The 17,122-nt window shown below is 63.5% G+C and carries 15 protein-coding genes and 1 pseudogene; 7 read left to right on the top strand and 9 right to left on the bottom strand.

Annotation, left to right across the window (positions count from 1 at the left end; translation table 11 throughout):
* Positions 1-279 precede the first annotated feature (279 nt).
* On the bottom strand, positions 280-1,434 hold the full coding sequence (locus BLT65_RS13705; protein WP_042308371.1) for a branched-chain amino acid ABC transporter substrate-binding protein: 1,155 nt from the start codon (positions 1,432-1,434) through the stop codon (positions 280-282).
* 196 nt (positions 1,435-1,630) lie between these two features.
* Between BLT65_RS13705 and BLT65_RS13700 the strand changes: the two genes are divergently transcribed.
* Positions 1,631-1,831 carry a hypothetical protein gene (locus BLT65_RS13700; protein ID WP_091778414.1) on the top strand — a complete coding sequence of 67 codons (201 nt, stop codon included), beginning with the start codon at positions 1,631-1,633 and terminating at the stop codon, positions 1,829-1,831.
* 147 nt (positions 1,832-1,978) lie between these two features.
* On the opposite strand, the gene BLT65_RS13695 is transcribed toward BLT65_RS13700, so the two are convergent.
* The 4 genes from BLT65_RS13695 to glgC all read right to left on the bottom strand — a co-directional run bounded on the left by BLT65_RS13695 (position 1,979) and on the right by glgC (position 6,675).
* Positions 1,979-2,440, bottom strand: a complete 462-nt coding sequence (locus BLT65_RS13695; RefSeq protein ID WP_079499225.1) for a hypothetical protein — start codon at positions 2,438-2,440, stop codon at positions 1,979-1,981.
* A 125-nt stretch (positions 2,441-2,565) separates the two neighbouring features.
* On the bottom strand, positions 2,566-3,429 hold the full coding sequence (pdxY, locus tag BLT65_RS13690; protein ID WP_042308519.1) for a pyridoxal kinase PdxY: 864 nt from the start codon (positions 3,427-3,429) through the stop codon (positions 2,566-2,568).
* Between the two features lie 286 nt (positions 3,430-3,715).
* Complete coding sequence (gene glgA, locus BLT65_RS13685; RefSeq protein ID WP_091778412.1) at positions 3,716-5,176, bottom strand: glycogen synthase GlgA; 1,461 nt, start codon at positions 5,174-5,176, stop codon at positions 3,716-3,718.
* Between the two features lie 224 nt (positions 5,177-5,400).
* Positions 5,401-6,675 carry a glucose-1-phosphate adenylyltransferase gene (glgC, locus tag BLT65_RS13680; RefSeq protein ID WP_042308377.1) on the bottom strand — a complete coding sequence of 425 codons (1,275 nt, stop codon included), beginning with the start codon at positions 6,673-6,675 and terminating at the stop codon, positions 5,401-5,403.
* A 547-nt stretch (positions 6,676-7,222) separates the two neighbouring features.
* Here glgC and BLT65_RS13675 point away from each other — a divergent pair.
* Positions 7,223-8,251, top strand: coding sequence for an alpha/beta fold hydrolase (locus tag BLT65_RS13675; protein ID WP_091778410.1), 1,029 nt, complete (start codon positions 7,223-7,225; stop codon positions 8,249-8,251).
* A gap of 324 nt (positions 8,252-8,575) precedes the next feature.
* On the top strand, positions 8,576-8,839 hold the full coding sequence (locus BLT65_RS13670; RefSeq protein WP_091778408.1) for a hypothetical protein: 264 nt from the start codon (positions 8,576-8,578) through the stop codon (positions 8,837-8,839).
* A 246-nt stretch (positions 8,840-9,085) separates the two neighbouring features.
* On the opposite strand, the gene BLT65_RS13665 is transcribed toward BLT65_RS13670, so the two are convergent.
* A complete protein-coding gene (locus BLT65_RS13665; protein WP_091778406.1) occupies positions 9,086-10,564 on the bottom strand; it encodes a YncE family protein in 1,479 nt (492 codons plus the stop codon).
* Complete coding sequence (locus BLT65_RS13660) at positions 10,561-11,061, bottom strand: DUF305 domain-containing protein (RefSeq protein WP_091778607.1); 501 nt, start codon at positions 11,059-11,061, stop codon at positions 10,561-10,563. The genes BLT65_RS13665 and BLT65_RS13660 overlap by 4 nt, the downstream gene beginning before the upstream one ends.
* 377 nt (positions 11,062-11,438) lie before the next feature.
* On the opposite strand from BLT65_RS13660, the pseudogene BLT65_RS48700 reads away from it, so the two are divergent.
* Positions 11,439-11,609 (top strand): annotated as a pseudogene (locus BLT65_RS48700) (alpha/beta fold hydrolase); the annotation flags it as partial.
* A 107-nt stretch (positions 11,610-11,716) separates the two neighbouring features.
* Here the strand turns inward: BLT65_RS48700 and BLT65_RS13655 are convergent.
* A complete protein-coding gene (locus BLT65_RS13655) occupies positions 11,717-12,709 on the bottom strand; it encodes an LLM class flavin-dependent oxidoreductase (RefSeq protein ID WP_091778605.1) in 993 nt (330 codons plus the stop codon).
* Positions 12,710-13,664: 955 nt separating this feature from the next.
* Here BLT65_RS13655 and BLT65_RS13645 point away from each other — a divergent pair.
* Both BLT65_RS13645 and BLT65_RS13640 read left to right on the top strand, forming a co-directional pair.
* Positions 13,665-14,207, top strand: a complete 543-nt coding sequence (locus tag BLT65_RS13645) for a lipoprotein (protein WP_042308388.1) — start codon at positions 13,665-13,667, stop codon at positions 14,205-14,207.
* A 123-nt stretch (positions 14,208-14,330) separates the two neighbouring features.
* Positions 14,331-15,374: a patatin-like phospholipase family protein gene (locus tag BLT65_RS13640; RefSeq protein ID WP_007738414.1), complete on the top strand. Its 1,044-nt coding sequence runs from the start codon at positions 14,331-14,333 to the stop codon at positions 15,372-15,374.
* A gap of 19 nt (positions 15,375-15,393) precedes the next feature.
* Here BLT65_RS13640 and BLT65_RS13635 read toward each other — a convergent pair whose 3' ends face one another.
* Complete coding sequence (locus BLT65_RS13635) at positions 15,394-16,002, bottom strand: class I SAM-dependent methyltransferase (RefSeq protein WP_091778402.1); 609 nt, start codon at positions 16,000-16,002, stop codon at positions 15,394-15,396.
* Positions 16,003-16,413: 411 nt separating this feature from the next.
* On the opposite strand from BLT65_RS13635, the gene BLT65_RS13630 reads away from it, so the two are divergent.
* A complete protein-coding gene (locus tag BLT65_RS13630; RefSeq protein WP_042308524.1) occupies positions 16,414-17,103 on the top strand; it encodes an ABC transporter permease in 690 nt (229 codons plus the stop codon).
* The last annotated feature ends 19 nt before the right edge of the window (positions 17,104-17,122 follow it).

Raw genomic sequence — 17,122 nt, 5'->3', positions numbered from 1 at the left:
GAAGCGTAAGAACCTTTGGGGGCCCTCAGGCAAACACTAGCACTGGCGGTGTTAGCCGCTTTCTTTTGCCTACTTTTCTTTGCGGCGGCAAAGAAAAGTAGGTGCCGCCCCGCACAGGGGCGACGCTTGAAGCACGCTAACGAATCGCGGATGCCAGCGCAAAGCCAAAACAGCCCGGCAACGTCCGCACCGCGAAGGCTCAACCGGCGAATGCCAGCAAAGCGCCATACAAACCAAAACATAGCGCCCGCTGGCAAAACCAACCCCAAACCCTAAACCTTAAACCCCACTCTTCGTAACAACAGGCACCCAAACCCCATTCTTAACCTGATACAGGGTGGAAGCAGCACTCTTCAACGCCCCTGTGGCATCAAACGAAATCGTCCCCGTCACCCCTTCAAAACTGATCGACTTCAGCGCTGAGCGATAAACCTTCGGGTCCGTCGACTTCGCCGTTTCCATCGCCTTGATCACGGCCCACGCCGCGTCATACCCGAACGGCGCATACGACAGAATGTCATCGCCAAACCGCTTCTTGAACTTCGCCGAGAAGTCCTTGCCACCCGGCAGTTGCGCGAGCGGTCGGCCATACTCCCACGCCATCGCGCCTTCGGCCGCATCGCCGGCAAGCTTGATGAACTCAGGGTCTTCAACACCGCCGCCACCCAGCAGTTGCGCCGTCATCCCAAGCTGCTTCATCTTCTTCGCAATCGCAGCCGCCTGCGTATCGAGCCCGCCGAAGAAAATCAGATCGGCATTGGTCGACTTGATCTTCGTGAGCTGCGTGCTGAAGTCGACAGCCGTGTTGCTCGTGAACTCGCGCGCCACGATGTTGCCGCCCGCCGCCTTCACCGCCTTCTCGAACTCGTCCGCTTCGCCCTGGCCAAATGCCGTGCGGTCGTCGATGATCGCAATGCGCTTGGCCTTGGTGGTTTTCACCGCGTACGTGCCCGCGTTGCCGGCGTTCTGCGCGTCCGTCGAGATCACCATGAACGTGTTCGCAAACCCGCGATTCGTGATGGTCGGGTTCGTCGCGGCAGGGTCGATCATCGGAATGCCCGCCTGCTCATAGATCTGCGATGCAGGGATCGTCGTGCCCGAATTGAAATGGCCGACGATGCCCGACACGTTCTGATCCACCAGTTTCTGCGCGGCCTGCACGCCGATGCGCGGGTCGGCCTGATCGTCCTCGGACACGAGGTCGAAGTGCGCGACCTTGTCGCCAATCTTGATCTTCTGCGCGTTGGCTTCTTCGAGGGCAAGCCGCACGCCGTTCTGCAGGTCTTTGCCGTAGCCGGCGTTGGCGCCCGTCATCGGCGCGGCGAAACCGATTTTCACGGGCAGTTCGTCGGCGGCGAAACTGGCGAGCGGCGCGATGGACAGCGCGGCGCCCAACACCACGGCAAACGGGTTCAGCGTCTTGCAAAAGCTCATGGTTTCTCCTTACATCGGCAGACAGGGATGGGAAAAACAGCCGGCTTGCAATGCGCGCCGCGCGTGATTCGAAAGCGCGGCGCTGCCGGTCGGATTGCGCGATGCAGTGTGTCGACAGGTCTCCTTCGATGCGTATGCAAACAATGCACGGACTAAAAACACGGACGAGATTACGGACGTTGCAGTGTGCAAGGCAATGCTGGAAAACACCAAAGCCAAAACCACTGCGCGCCGTCTGCCGCCGGACCGGGAATGTCGCGCAACCCGCGTGCTGCAGCCGATCCGTGGCGCGAATATAGAAAGCCAATATGCGTGCGTCTTGGCAGTTCGCGGCATGTTGGATGCGCATTTCAGCACAGCGTCGCCGCTCGTTTTTAAGCGTTGGCTGCGAAGATGAAGCGGGATGTCGGGCAGGAGGGCGCGGAGGAGGGCCGCGTGATGCGCTTGTGGTGCCGCCTGATCGGGCACGTTTGAATCGCGCAGCGCCTGATGCCGAAAGCGCTGCGCGCGGGTGTGTGCGTAGGTGTGTTCTAAAGCGGAGCGTTCACTGCTCGCCCTGCATGCGCAACAGTTCTTCGCGCAGACGTAGCAGCGGTTCCTTCACGTCGTCTTCGGCCCACGTATCGAGGTCGTCGATCGCGCGGTGACAGCCGTCGAGCACCACGTCGAGATCGACGGGCACGCCATTGGCCAGCGCGAACTGGATCGTTTCCGCGAACTGCTGGCACTCGTCTTCGCCGTACGAGATGTCGAGATTGTCGGCGATCACCTGGGCGATGTTGCTGCGCGCCTTGTCGTCGGGCGTGACCATGTCGACGATGCCGCGCGCGACGGCGGGCGAATAGTACAGCGCAATATCGAGCCATTGCGCGGCATCGAAATCCGCTTCGCCGAATTGCGCTTCGAAGAATTCGATCGCTTCCTGCTCGTGCGTCTCGTCTGCGTCGACGCTGATGCACAACTCTTCAAACTGCTCTTCACGTTCGCTGCGGATAGTGCCGTCCATCGATGCCTCTCTTGCCAGTCAACCAGTGCCAATAAAAAATGCCGCGCGTTTTTACGCGCGGCACGCATTATAGGACGTCAGGCTGACGGGGGCGTTTCTTGTGCCCGTTGCCTTAAGTCTGCTGCCTAAGCCGACTCCACCACCCACGCATCGAACCATTCCCGTGGACGGGCGATTTCATCCTGCGCGGCGATGATCTCCAACTCATAACGCCCGGCGTCCCACGTCGCATGCACGACGGCGTTCACGGCGGCGACCGTATGCTCGAACGCGCTACGCACCGAATCGCCGAGCAGCGTGCGCGCGACGAACACTGCGCTCGTCAGATCGCCGACGCCTACCGGCTGCCGCGCGAACGGATAGAGCGGCCGTTGTCCCATCCACGCTTCACGCTGCGTGACGACGAGCATGTTGAAGCGGTCCGCGAGGCTGTTGCGATCGAGCAGATGCTTGACGAGCATCATCTTCGGCCCGCGCTCCATCACCTCTCGGCACGCCGCGACGGCTTCCTCGACGGTCTCGATCTCGCGCCCCACGAGCCGTTGCAATTCGCTATGGTTCGGGCACATCACGTCGGACACTTCGGGCATCGTCCGGACCAGAAACTCCTGAATGCCCGGCTCGACGCGACAGCCCGTCGACGTGCCCATCACCGGATCGCAGAAATAGCGTGCATGCGGGTTCGCCGACTTCACGGCGCGCACGATCTCGATCACCGACTGCGCCTGCTCAGGCGTGCCGAGATAGCCCGATAGCACGGCGTCGCAGCGAGGCAGCACGCCAATCGCGCCAATCCCTTCGACGAGCGCGAGCATCTGCGACGCATCGATCGCGCTACCTTCCCAATGGCCGTACTGCGTATGGTTCGAGAACTGCACCGTGTTGAGCGGCCACACATTGACGCCAAGACGCCGCATCGGGAACACCGAGGCGCTATTGCCCGCGTGCCCGAATACGACGTGCGACTGGATGCTCAGAACGTTTTTCATGTCGAACCGATACGGCGCGAGAAGGGCGCCGGGAGAAAGAATACGCGACGGATGAGCAGCTTCGATGCACCGCTTTGGCGCGGCGAACAACGAACGACGAACGACGAACGACGAACGACGATGCGCGACAGCGCGTCGCCGACAGGGCGCGTCACGCCCTGTTCATCACAAGATACATGAGTTTTCGCGCGCCGGAATCGATCCGGCCCCGTCGTGTTGCGCCGAACCATCAATGCGCAAGCCGATGTTGCGCAAGATCATGCGGCGCGCTTACCGGCTTACGCGCTCACACCAGCTCGCGGTACAGCGCGAGATAGCGCTCCGCCGACGCGCCCCAGCCGAAGTCCTGGCGCATCGCGCGGCGCTGCGTGGCTTTCCAGTCGGTGCGCCGCGCATACAGTGCGAATGCGCGGCGGATCGCGGCCGTGAGCGCTTCCGGTTCGAAGCGCTCGAACACGAAGCCTGTCGCCTGATCGTCGGCGATGTTTTCCAGTGACGCGTCGACGACCGTATCAGCAAGGCCGCCCACGCGATGCACGAGCGGCAGCGACCCATACGCGAGCGCATAGAGCTGCGTCAGGCCGCACGGCTCGAACCGCGACGGCACGGCAATCACGTCGCTGCCCGCGACGATCTGATGCGCGAGCGTTTCGTCGAAGCCGAGTTCGACGGCGACGCTCTCGGGATGCGCCTGTGCGACGAGCTGCAAACCGTTTTCGAGCGCCGGGTCGCCCGTGCCGAACACGACCAGTTGGCCGCCGCGCTTGATGATTTCGGGCAGCGCCGCGAGCAGCAGATCGAGGCCTTTCTGTTCGGTCAGCCGGCTCACGACGCCGAACAGCAGCGCGTCGCTTTTCGGCGCGAGATGGAAGCGCTCCTGCAGCGCCGTCTTGCACGCACGCTTGCCGACAAGGCGCGTGTCGGTGTAATGCGCGGCGATCAGCGAGTCGGTGGTCGGCTGCCAGATCGTATAGTCGACGCCGTTCAGAATGCCCGACAGATCATGCGAGCGCTGGCTCAACAGCCCGTCCAGGCCGCCGCCCTGCGCGAGCGTCTGGATTTCGCGCGCATAGGTCGGACTGACGGTCGTGATGCGGTCGCTGTAGAACAGGCCCGCCTTCAGGAACGACATCTGTCCGTAGAACTCGACGCCGCTCATATTGAAGAAGTCGGCGGGCAGTCCGAGCTGGCCGAACTGATGCGACGGGAAGACGCCCTGATACGCGAGGTTGTGGACGGTGAACACTGTGCGTGCGGCGGGCTTGCCGTGCTCGCGTTCGGCCGCTTTCAGATAGGCGGGCGCGAGCCCCGCGTGCCAGTCGTGGGCGTGGACGATCTGCGGCGCCCATGCGGGGTCGAGATGCTGCGCGATCTGCGCGGCTGTCCAGCCGAGCATCGCGAAGCGTTGAGCGTTGTCGCCGTACGGCACGTGTTCGGCGTCGAGATACGGATTGCCCACGCGGTCATACAGCGTCTGCGCGCGGATCACGTAGACGACCAGGCCATTCGCGGGCAGCGTGCCGCGCTCCAGCGTGACGTTCGATGCGCCGAAGCGATCGCCGATCCGCGCGACGGGCTGCAGGTCCGACAGCCCGGCCATCACAGCGGGAAAGCCGGGCAGCAGCACGCGCGCGTCGGCGCCCAGCTCGATCAGCGCGGGCGGCAGCGCGCCCGCGACATCGGCGAGGCCGCCCGTTTTCAGAAGGGGATACAGCTCGCTTGCGACATGCAGCGCGCGGATCGTCATGGGCTTCAGTCCTGTTCGCTAGGGTTGCGGTGGATTGCGCAGTGTCGTTTCGGTGCGTCGCACGGTGTCGATCCGCGCCGTGCAGCGCGCGCATAACGGAGCTTGACGGAGCGCAACGGAGACGGGCGGCGCGCGGCGGCTCCCGCTGGAGCGCTGCGCACTGCGTCGTGCTTCGTCGCGTGCCGCCTGCGGTCGCCGTGCCTGCCTTGTCCCCCCGCCGGGCGCTACCGTGCAGCCGCCGACTGCCGCTTGAGCGCCTCGGCCGTCACCAGCACGACGCCGCTGTCGGTCCGGTAGAAGCGTTCGCCGTCGCGCACCGGGTCTTCGCCGATCACGGTGCCGTCGGGAATCTGACAACCGCGGTCAATTACGACCTTGCGCAACCGGCAACTCGCGCCGATCGACACCTGCGGCAACAAGACTGCCTCAGCGATGTTACAGAACGAATTCACCACCACATTCGACGACAGCACGGAGCGCGAAATCTGCGAGCCGGAGATCACGCAGCCGCCGCACACGATCAGGTTGGTGCCCGAGCCTTGCAGCCCGTTCAGGTCGCGCACGAACTTGGCGGGCGGCAGCTGTTCCTGGTGCGTCCAGATCGGCCAGTTGCGGTCGTAGAGGTCGAGCGTGGGAATCGTCGACGCCAGATCGAGATTGGCGGCCCAGTACGCGTCGATCGTGCCGACGTCGCGCCAATACGGCTCGACGTTCGGGTCCGACGACACGCACGACATGCTGAACGGATGCGCGATCGCCGTCCCCGTCGTGACGACGCGCGGAATGATGTCCTTGCCGAAATCGTGGTCGGTCGCGACGCTGCTGATGTTCTCCTCGAGCAGCGAGTACAGGTAGTCGGCGCTGAACACGTAGATGCCCATGCTGGCGAGGGCGATGTCGGGGTGGCCGGGCATCGCGGGCGGATCGGCGGGCTTTTCGACGAAGCCCGTCACGCGGCGCTGCTCGTCGACGTGCATCACGCCGAACGCCGTCGCTTCCATGCGCGGCACTTCGATGCAGCCGACCGTGCAATCGGCGCCCGATTCGACGTGATCCATCACCATCCGCGTGTAGTCCATCTTGTAGATGTGATCGCCCGCCAGCACGACGACGTATTTCGGGCCGATGGAACGGATGATGTCGAGGTTCTGGAACACGGCGTCGGCCGTGCCGCGATACCAGTGCGCGCCTTCGACGCGCTGCTGCGCCGGCCACAGGTCGATGAACTCGTTGAACTCGCCGCGCAGGAAGCCCCAGCCGCGCTGTACGTGCCGCAGCAGCGAGTGCGCCTTGTATTGCGTGACGACGGCAATCCGGCGGATGCCCGAGTTCAGGCAGTTGGACAGCGCGAAATCGATGATCCGGTATTTGCCGCCGAAGTGTACGGCGGGCTTCACGCGCTTGTTCGTCAGCGGTCCGAGGCGCGTGCCGCGTCCGCCCGCGAGGACGATGGCGAGTGTCGTGTGTTGAAGATCGTTGAGGCTTGCCGGCGAATCCATGTGCGTCTCCGTTTATTGGTGAGCCCTGGTGGAAGCTTTTGTTTGCCCCGGCGTTGCTGTGCTTTTTGTCTTTTATCTGACGCTGTGCGTTGTTGTTGTGGTCTTGGTCTTTTGCGCGATGGCTTCTGGCCCTGGCTGTCGGCTGGCGTTCTCAATGCACGTTCCCGCCGGCCAGCGATTAGTCTGGACCATGCGCCTGCCGCGCGCAACATGCCGCGTTCGCCATGCCACATTCGTGCATGGTCCGGCGGGAGAGGGCCGCGCACGGGTCGGTAGAAAAGGCGGCCTCGCGATGCCTAGCCGTCAGCCGTTCGGGCAAATTATGCCGGACGGATCACGCGCGGAACTCGTGCGGGACTTGAAACGGCTGTTTGAAGCGCGGGCGCGGCTGCTTCGGCGAGGCCATTGCACGCGCCGCTGCAAGCGGGCCGCGACGCGGGCATCATGACGGGCCTGGGTTTCCCTTGCTCCTGTCCTTGCCTTTGTCCGCCACCCTATGACACTCCGTTCATCCCTCGTTGCCGTTTCCCTGTCCGCCTGCATCGCCATGCTGGGCCTCGATGCGTGCGCCGCCGATGCCGTCAATGCCGCCGCCGCGCCCGCCTCGAGCGGGCCCGCCGCCGACGACGGTCCCGCGTACGGCCCCGAGTTGCAGGGCTTCAACTATCCCGCGCCCGTACGGCAGTTCGAGTTCACCTCGCAAGGCGAGGCGCTGCATATGGCTTACATGGACATCGCGCCCGAGCATCCGAACGGCCGCACCGTCGTGCTGCTGCACGGCAAGAATTTTTGCGGCGCGACATGGGAAAGCACGATCGAGCGGCTGTCGACGGCGGGGTATCGGGTGATCGCGCCCGACCAGATCGGCTTTTGCAAGTCGAGCAAGCCGCAGCGCTACCAGTTCAGCTTTCAGCAGCTCGCACGCAACACCCATGCGCTGCTCGAATCGATCGGCGTGAAGAACGCGACTATCGTCGGACATTCGACGGGCGGCATGCTGGCCATCCGCTACGCGCTGATGTACCCGGCGCAGACGCAGCAACTGGTGCTCGTCAATCCCATTGGGCTGGAGGACTGGAAGGCGAAGGGCGTACCGTCGCTATCCGTCGACCAGTGGTACGAGCGCGAACTGAAGACCACGGCGGACGGCATCCGCCGCTACGAGCAGGCGACCTACTACTCGGGCCAGTGGCGCAGCGATTTCGAGCCGTGGGTGCAGATGCTCGCGGGGATGTACCGCGGGCCGGGCAAGAAGGAAGTCGCGTGGGATTCGGCGCTGTTGTACGACATGATCTACACGCAGCCGGTCGTCTATGAGCTTGGGCAGTTGAGCATGCCGACGCTGCTGCTGATCGGGCAGAAGGATACGACGGCGATCGGCAAGGACGCCGCGCCTCCCGAGGTACGCGCGAAGATCGGTCACTACCCGGAGCTGGGCAAGGCGGCGGCGAAGGCGATTCCGCACGCGACACTCGTCGAGTTCGCCGAACTCGGCCATGCGCCGCAGATGCAGGACCCGGCGGCGTTTCACAAGGCGTTGCTGGACGGGTTGGCGGCGGTGCCGACGAATCGGTGAGCGTTCAAACGGCTTTCTGTCCCGCCAGCGTATTCCAGCGTTCATCGATAGGAAAACTGCCGGGGCATTTGGCGATTTGCTGCCGGGTCCAGGAGACCGCATGGCAAACCCAAGCTGTTGAGTGGCACGCGCCGTCACTTGCCCACAGGCAGCCGCGGTGATGGCGGTCGCTGTGAGGGAGCGTGCATTCAGGCGAATCGCGAGCCGCCAGCATTTGCGCCCTGGCGACCGACCGCAAAAACCAGCGCTGCACGGCATGTTGTTGTGCTACGTTGTATTCGCGCGTGCGACCGGCTCGCGGTCTGCCAGTCTGGGAGTCAATCAATGGAAAAAATGGTCTTGTACAAAGGCTTTGAGGTCACCGTGAAGCTTGAGTCGGTGCGGGCCGTGTCAAGCGAATTCACCTATGGGCCCCCGGTGGGGTACGTTGCAATGGTGAGTATCTGCACGGTGGACCCGATAAGACCGGTAGGCTCACCGATTGGGCTCGTCGGAGAAGGCAATCGAGTCTTCGACACGGTGGATGACGCCTTGACGGCAGGATTCAACGCAGCAAAGCGCGTGATAGACGAGAGAGGCGCGCCTTGACGGGGGTTCTCATCTGCGGCGAGTCGTACAGCTGAATGGATCATCTGTTGCCGGCACTTCTCGCAGCTCGACAACCGTTCTCCGTTGAATATGAGACGGAGAGCCGGGCAAGTTTCGCAGCCGGTCGTCCATGAACTCGGGCTGCGGAAGATGCCGACGCCGCTGCTGATCGGTCAGAAGGACACGACGGCGATCGGCAAGGATCGCCGCGCCGCCACCTCGAACGAGACGTGGCGGCGGAACCGGTTACGGCGACTGCACCTGTACGGGTGCCCCAGGCTTGCCCGACCCTTGCGGGGCGACCACGAGGTAGCGGCGCTTGTCATCGGCATTGCCCATTCCTGGTGTGATCAGTTGGCGAATCTGCCCGAGAGCATTGACGATCGCCGAGCCGGCCGGATTGGACATGAAATTCGCGAGCACCTGCAGGTCACCCATGCCATCGGGGTTATCGGCAAGACCTAGTACGTAGGGCTGCTTCGGTTGCAGACCAGTGACAGCGACCTGGAGAACCTGCACGAGGCCCTGGTCGAACAACGCGACAGTCGTAGGTGCATGGGTGGCATCCGCCGTCTTGCCCGCCCCCACCGGCACCAGTGCAAGATGGACGCTCTGACCAGCCAGGCCCAGCGTCTGCAGGTTCTGCGTAGCATCGCCTTCCGGCACCGCATTCGGCACATAGGTGACAGCCTGCGGCGCCTGGCCAATGGGCACAGTCGCGATGACCGTGTTGCTCAGCGTGTCGATCGCAGCCATCGCATCGGCGTTCTCCAGCCCGACATAGATGCGGCTGCCGTCCCCCGACGGCCAGAGCCCATGCGGCAAGTTGCCGACAGGTATCGTCGCGACCTGCGAAAAGTCGTCGGTTCGGAACACCTTGATTACATTCAGGCCTCCAACGGAGACGTACGCGAACGTGCCCTTGTCGTTATGCACGATGTTCACGTGATTCGTGATTGGGCCTGTGTCGAGTGTTTTGATCAGCGCGAATGGCGGCCTTGCATCGAACACCTGGACCTTGCCGGTGTCCTTCAGCGTGAACCAGACCTGCTTGCCGTCGGGCGTCGCCGCCAGGTCGGGACAAAAAGGGCTGGCCTGCTGGACCCTGCCGACGATCTTATGGTCGGCCACGGACACCACCTCGATCTCCGGGTTGAAGGACGAGCAGACGTAACCGTATTTTCCGTCCGGTGAGAATATCTGCATTCCGGGGCCAGCCGGGACAGTAATGCGTGTTTTCTCCTCGTACGTTTTTCCGTCGAGGACAGCGACGTAGTTTTCACCGCGCACGGTCACCCAGACTTCCTTTCCATCGGGCGTAAAGAAAGCCTCGTGAGGCGAGCGGCCGACGTAGGTGACATGCTTGACGGCGTTAGTCTGCGTGTCGATGAATGAAACCGAGTTCGATCCGATCGAGACAACCGCAATCGTGTGGTGGTCCGGCGAGAAACCCATGCCATGCACAAGTAATTGACCTTTGTACAACGGACTGAAATTGCCCGGCGAGGGATCGCCGAGGCGAATCAGGCCAAGCAGCTTGTTGTCGGCCGGGTCGATCACCGACACTGTGTTCGAAAACTGCTCGGCGGCGTAAACGCGATCGTGGTGGCTTACGGGAATGTCAGGGTCGGACTGCGATCCAGGGGCCTGCCCAGCCCACGCGAACTGCGCTGCCACCAGCATGGATGCCGACAACGCGATGGTGATTCTCGATTGGCGTTTCATTGCTGCTCCTCCTGCATAGGGTTTGGCATGTTCATTTGCATGCCTTGGCCGGACGTCCGGTGAACAGGGGCGACAGGCATGGACGCCGGCTTTTGCTGGTCGGGAGCGGGGGCAGGCGATGGCAATGGTTGTCCGAGTGCGACGCGCATGGCGACGATTTCCTGTTGTTGCTCGACGACGATCTCTTGCGCGATGCGGCGCAACTGTTCGTTGTGACCGTAACGCAGTTCGGCCTGCGCCATGTCGATGGCACCTTGATGGTGAGGCACCATCATTGCGACAAAATCGCGATCGACGTCGCCCGTCGGTCTCGTCGACATGCCGTCCATCATTCTTGTCATGGCGGTATTGTTCTCCGCCAGGAAGGGGGCTTCGTTAGACGTACCGTCGGTCTGCAAGCCGGCAGTGAAGGCAGGTGAGTCGCAAAGCGCCGAGATCGCCAGGACAATGACGGCGCTCAGGATCGTCCGCGCGGTACGGGGACTTGGGGTACGCACGATGGTTCTCCCGTTGCTATAAACAGGTCTCATTGGAGTGAACCAGGCAGATGCGGTGTTATTCCGTATCTCACACAGATTTCGCACAGATGAGGGTTCGCGGCCCGATTGGGCGCCGCGGCATCGCCTGTCGAGTGCCGTCAAACGCTTCCCGTGAATTACCGCGACGAGGTCATCGGAACGTGAAGGAATGGTAGTGCGCGAGGAGGACGATCGGAAGATGACATTGCGTGGCCCACTCTGGTTGTGAACGGGAGCGAAGCAAGGTCCGAAGATATTCAGAAGCGGCCCTTGGTGCCGCACCGGTCACAACGGCTAAAGCGGGCCGGCAAGCGCCTTTTTGGGGGCATCGGTGAAACGTTTATTGTGCTGACTTTTATACGCAACCGGTCGTCTATGAGCTTGGGCTGCTGAAAACGCCGACGCTGCTGATCGGCGACAGGGACGGCTTTCGGCAAGGATGCCGCGCCGCCCGACGTGCGCCGCAGATGCAGGACCCAACGGCCTTTCACAAGGCGTTGCTCGACGGGCGTGCCGCCGCGCCCGCAACCATTGAGCCGGGGACGATGGTCTGTTCGAAGCAAAGGCAGCGGTGCGCCTTCGCTTCAGCCGGACGCGGGCGCGCGTGCCGGCGCAGTTGTTGACTCTCTCCCGTTCAGGCGTCGGCCAGTTCGTCGCGCACTTGCGCGCCGATTTCAAACGAACGCAGTCGCGCCGCGTGATCGTAAATTTGCGCGGTGAGCATCAGTTCGTTCGCGCCCGTCTGCTGGATGATCGAGCGCAGACCGTCGCGCACCGTGTCGCGATCGCCGATCACCGAGCACGCGAGCGAGTGCTGCACGCTGCTCAACTCCATCTCCGACACCGCGAGGTGATCGACGGGCGGCCGCAACTGGCCCGGCGTGCCCCGCCGCAGATTGATGAACTGCTGCTGCAGCGACGTGAAGAGGCGGCGCGCTTCGTCATTGGTGTCGGCGGCAAACAAGTTCACGCCGACCATCGCGTAAGGTTTGTCGAGCGTTTCCGACGGACGGAACTGCGCGCGATACACGTGCAGCGCCTGCATCATGTAATCCGGCGCGAAGTGCGACGCGAACGCGAACGGCAGACCGAGCGCGGCCGCCAGCTGCGCGCTGAACAGGCTCGAGCCGAGCAGCCACAACGGCACCTTCAGGCCTGCGCCAGGCACGGCGCGCACGCGCTGCCCCGGCACGGGATCAGCGAAATAGCGCTGCAGTTCGACGACGTCGTCAGGGAACGAATCGGCGCTGCCGTTCAGATCGCGGCGCAGCGCGCGGGCGGTGGTCTGGTCGGTGCCGGGCGCGCGGCCCAGGCCCAGATCGATACGCCCCGGAAACAGCGACGCCAGCGTGCCGAACTGCTCGGCGATCACGAGCGGCGCGTGATTCGGCAGCATCACGCCGCCCGAGCCGACGCGAATCGTCTTCGTGCCGCCCGCGACGTGCGCGATCACGACCGACGTCGCCGCGCTCGCGATACCCGTCATGTTGTGATGCTCGGCGAGCCAGAAGCGCTTGTAGTCCCATTGCTCGGCGTGCTGCGCAAGATCGAGCGAATTGCGGAACGCATCGGTCGCGCTCGCGCCAGCCGTGATGGGAGAAAGGTCGAGGACGGAAAAGGGGATCATGGAATCGATGTGCGGCCAACTATCGCCTTTTGCAAGGACGAAGCGCGGGTCCGCGTGGCGTGCGGGAAAACGCGATTGTGCCAAAGCGCTCCCGTTCCTGCTGGCGGGCTGATCATGTCCCTGCCGGCAGCAGGGTCGGTGTGTGCGTGAATCGAAGGCTGCGCGGGCGGCGATGCAGAAAACCCCTGAAAACAGGGCACGAAATGCGTTTCCGGTTGCTTCGAGAAGGTCCGATGCGTGTGCCGTCGCACGGAATGAGGCGCGCGCGAGCGCTAATGTGTCATCGTCGCCGCCAACGACGCGGATCTGCGCAATGCATACCCGCGTGACGAGGCGGCGGCCTCCACGGACCTCGACGCCGGCCGGCCCCTCACGTCACGCGTAGGTCGGCTACGCAGTACACACCCGGACGAACCGGGTCGGCCGGGTCAGCCGGGTGCAGGCAGGATGCCCGGCGCGTCGGCGCGATGACTTCACACGCATCACGCAATCATGAGGCTGGCGTGCCGACGCTAATCGTTGGCCGCCGCACGCGAGATCGCATGCGATTCGTCAGCCGATTCGGTGTAAACGCGCTCTCGCGCATTTTCGAACCTGACGCTAGATTGTCAGCACTTGCAGGATAGTCGAGGGGCCAGCGGCCGCTGTCGTTTGCGGTCGTCATAGCAGTGAAAATTGCGTCACGGCCAGAAGCACATGTGGCTTCTGGCCGAAACGCTTTTCATGTTGCTGCATGCGCCACCACGTTTCCCTTCGCAAGCCTTCTCCGTGGGTTCATCGCTGTTCGCATTTCTCGCGCACGAGAAATCTCGCGTAGCAATTCTTTAACTTTCCATACACATCTGCGCAGCCATCGTTCGCGATCCGGCTGTCGACCGGGTTATGCTCTGTGTCGTTCACATCGTTTGTGTCTAGCAAGTTATCGAAGATGGTTAATCGCACCTCGTTGCGCAACATGATGCTTTCCGTGGCCATGGCAGGCGCGCTGTCCGCGCTCGCCGGCTGCGACGACCAGCAGAGCGAGCAAGCCGTGCAAAAGCTCAAGGAATTTTTCAACGCCGTCAAACCGGATGCGCTGCTTCTGAAGGGGCTCACGCCCGGCATCACGACGGAAGCGCAGATCCGCGACCAGATGGGCAAGCCCGAAACCGAGCGCCAGTTCACCGACGGCTCGAAGCGCTTCGAATATCCGCGCGGTCCACAAGGCCTCAACACGTACATGGTCGACATCGGGCCGGACGGCACGTTGCAGGCGATCACGCAGGTGCTGACGGCCGCGAACTTCGCGAAGATCCGCGCCGGCATGACGGAAGACGAAGTGCGCCGTCTGCTCGGCAAGCCCGGCGAAGTGGCCGTTTATCCGCTCAAGCCCGAGACGGTATGGAGCTGGAAGTGGCGCGAAGGCGGCGTCACTCAAGAAGGCTTTTTCAACGTGCATTTCGACGTCAATCACGTCGTCTACACGACCTCGCGCTCGGACGTGATGCGCGGGCACTGACGGAGGGCGGATAAGCCTGGGCGAGCAGCGTGTCCGGAAGCGAGGGCTAAAAGAGGGCTGAAAACAAAAGCCGCGCGCCACGGTCCAAACAGAAAACGCCTGTAATCAAGGGAGAAAATAACAATGGCCACACGTAGGCGATACAAGCGCATCGGCCTCGTGCTCGGCGGCGGAGCCGCGCGCGGCTGGGCGCACATCGGTGCGATCCGGGCGCTGCACGACGCGGGCATCAAGCCGGACCTCGTGGCGGGCACGTCGATCGGCGCGCTGGTCGGCGCCGTCTATGCGAACGGCGATCTCGACTGGCTCGAAGAGTGGGTGACGGGGCTCACGTGGCAGTCGGTCGTGCGTCTGCTCGATCTGCGTTTTTCGGGCGGGCTGCTCGGCGGCAGGAAAGTCATCCAGGTGTTTGCGAACCGTTTCAACGGACGAGAGATCAGCCAGTTGCAGATGCCGTTCGCCGCCGTCGCGACGGAACTTGATTCGGGCCGCGAGACGTGGCTGCAGGACGGCGGCGTGGTGGACGCCGTGCGCGCGTCGATTGCGATTCCGGGCATTTTCACGCCGGTGCTGCACGAGGGCGTGTGGCTCGTCGACGGCGGGCTGTCGAACCCCGTGCCTGTGTCGGCGGCGCGCGGCATGCGGGCCGACTGCGTGATCGCCGTGGACCTGAACAATGACATTCTCAATGGCCGCGACTTCGGCGGCGCGGTGGTCGATCTGCCGCCGATGCCGACGGAAGAATCGATCGAGGCCGTCATCGAGCGAGCCGTCGAAGAATCCGAGCCGCTGCCGCTCGATCCCGATGCGCCGCCGCCCGCGATCGCGACGCCTGCGCCACCCGTTCTGCTACGGCGCAACGGCAAGCCGTTTCCGAACTGGCTGCAGCCCTCGCCCGAACAGCATTCGCGCGACGTGCGTGTGGCGCCTGCGCCGAGCGCGCGCGTGCCGTCGATGCTCAGTTCGATCGCGCAAAGCATCGACATCATGCAGGTGCGGATCACGCGCAGCCGCCTCGCGGGCGAACCGGCCGACATCCTGATCCAGCCGCGCCTCGCGGGTATGGGCATCTTCGACTTTCACCGTGCGGAGCCCGCGATCGCGGAAGGGCGCGCGGCCGTCGAGGCGATGCTGCCCGCAATCCGCGCCTGTCTCGGCATCGATTGATGCCCCGTCGGATACGCGCTCAGTCCTCGGACCGCTTCGCCGCGATGATCCGGCACACGCGTTTGCCGGAACTGGCGCTGGTCGTGTCGTCGGCGAACAGGATCACGCAGCTGGTCAGCGCGTCCGTGACGAGCGACGGCTCGAACGCCGAGTAGAGTCGTCCATCTGGCTGGCGCGCGTCCACGCCCTCCGTCACGCGCCACGACAGATACAGCATGCCGTTGGGGCGCAGGATGCGCACGAGGTTGTCGACGGCATCGGTGATCGCGTCGACGGGCAGATGCATCAGCACGGTTTCGCAGACCACGTTGTCGAACTGCTCGTCGATCTCGGCGAGCGACGGCAGCGACGCGGTGCGAAACGCAATCTGCGGATAGAGCCGCCGCGCTTCTTCGAGCAAACCCGCCGACGCATCGAACCCCGTCACGCGATACCCATGGTCCGCGAGCCACGCGGCGTCGCGCCCGTTGCCGCAGCCGATATCGGCCGTCTTGCCGGTCGGCAGCAGATGGCTTTCCCACAGTGCATACATGTCGTCGGGCGGCGGCTGGTCGAGCCATTCGCGCGAGTAGCGGGCGGCGTCGTGGGTGTAGGCGTCGAGCGTCGTGGAGTCGGGACGAAGTGTCATGCGGCGATCCTTGTCGCGGAAGCGTCGGGTGTCGGAAGGGAGAAGCCAGTCTAACGCGGGTGCGTCGAGACGGCTTCCACGGGAAGCGCCTGGCAGTATCGGATGCGGCTGTCTTTCAGGGAAAGCCCCAATCGGCGCGGGTTTGCGAGCATGCGGGCGGCTTCGCGCGTCTATCGAAAAAGCGACCGCAAACTTGCTAATTCGCAGCACCTGCTGCGTGCGCGCCATCGGCTTACAAACGGATAGCGCCCGCTATAGCGGGCGTCCAACGCCCGCCGTGCGGCGCCTTCGCCGATGTTGCGATGCACAACAAGCGCATGTCCCGGTTTGAGCAAATTATTTTTGCTTGCGAGTATCCGCGCCATGCCGCAGTTCGTTGCGGCGGTCCGGATAACCTCAAAGGAGACACGCGTGTTCTTATATGGCTTTGGCCCGGTGCTCCTCGAGGGCACGATCAAGACGATCGAGCTGTCGGTTCTATCTCTGGCGACGGCCGTCGTGCTCGGCCTGATCGGTGCGGCGGCGAAGCTGTCGTTGAGCCGGCCGATGCGCGCGATCGCGACGGGCTACACGACGCTGATCCGCTCGGTGCCCGACCTGGTTCTCATGCTGCTGCTCTTCTACAGCATCCAGATCGCCGTCAACAACCTGACCGACGCGTTGAACCTGCCGCAATTCGACATCGACCCGTTCGTCGCGGGCGTGCTGACGCTCGGCTTCATCTACGGCGCTTACTTCACCGAGACGTTTCGCGGCGCGTTTCTCGCTGTGCCACGTGGCCAGCTCGAAGCGGGCGCGGCATACGGCATGAGCGGCGCGCGCGTATTCGCGCGCATCATGTTCCCGCAGATGATGCGCTTTGCGCTGCCGGGCATCGGCAACAACTGGCAGGTGCTCGTGAAGGCGACGGCGCTGGTGTCGATCATCGGACTCGCCGATGTCGTCAAGGCCGCGCAGGACGCCGGCAAGAGCACCTTCAACATGTTCTTCTTCATCCTCGTTGCCGCGGCGATCTATCTGGCCATCACGACGGTCTCGAACCTCGTGCTGATCTGGCTGGAGAAGCGCTATTCGATCGGCGTTCGACACGCCGAACTCTAATTCGCGCCACGCGCAGGAG

Source organism: Paraburkholderia steynii, from assembly GCF_900100565.1.
GTDB lineage: Bacteria > Pseudomonadota > Gammaproteobacteria > Burkholderiales > Burkholderiaceae > Paraburkholderia > Paraburkholderia terrae.
This window is presented reverse-complemented; position numbering and strand designations above follow the sequence as displayed.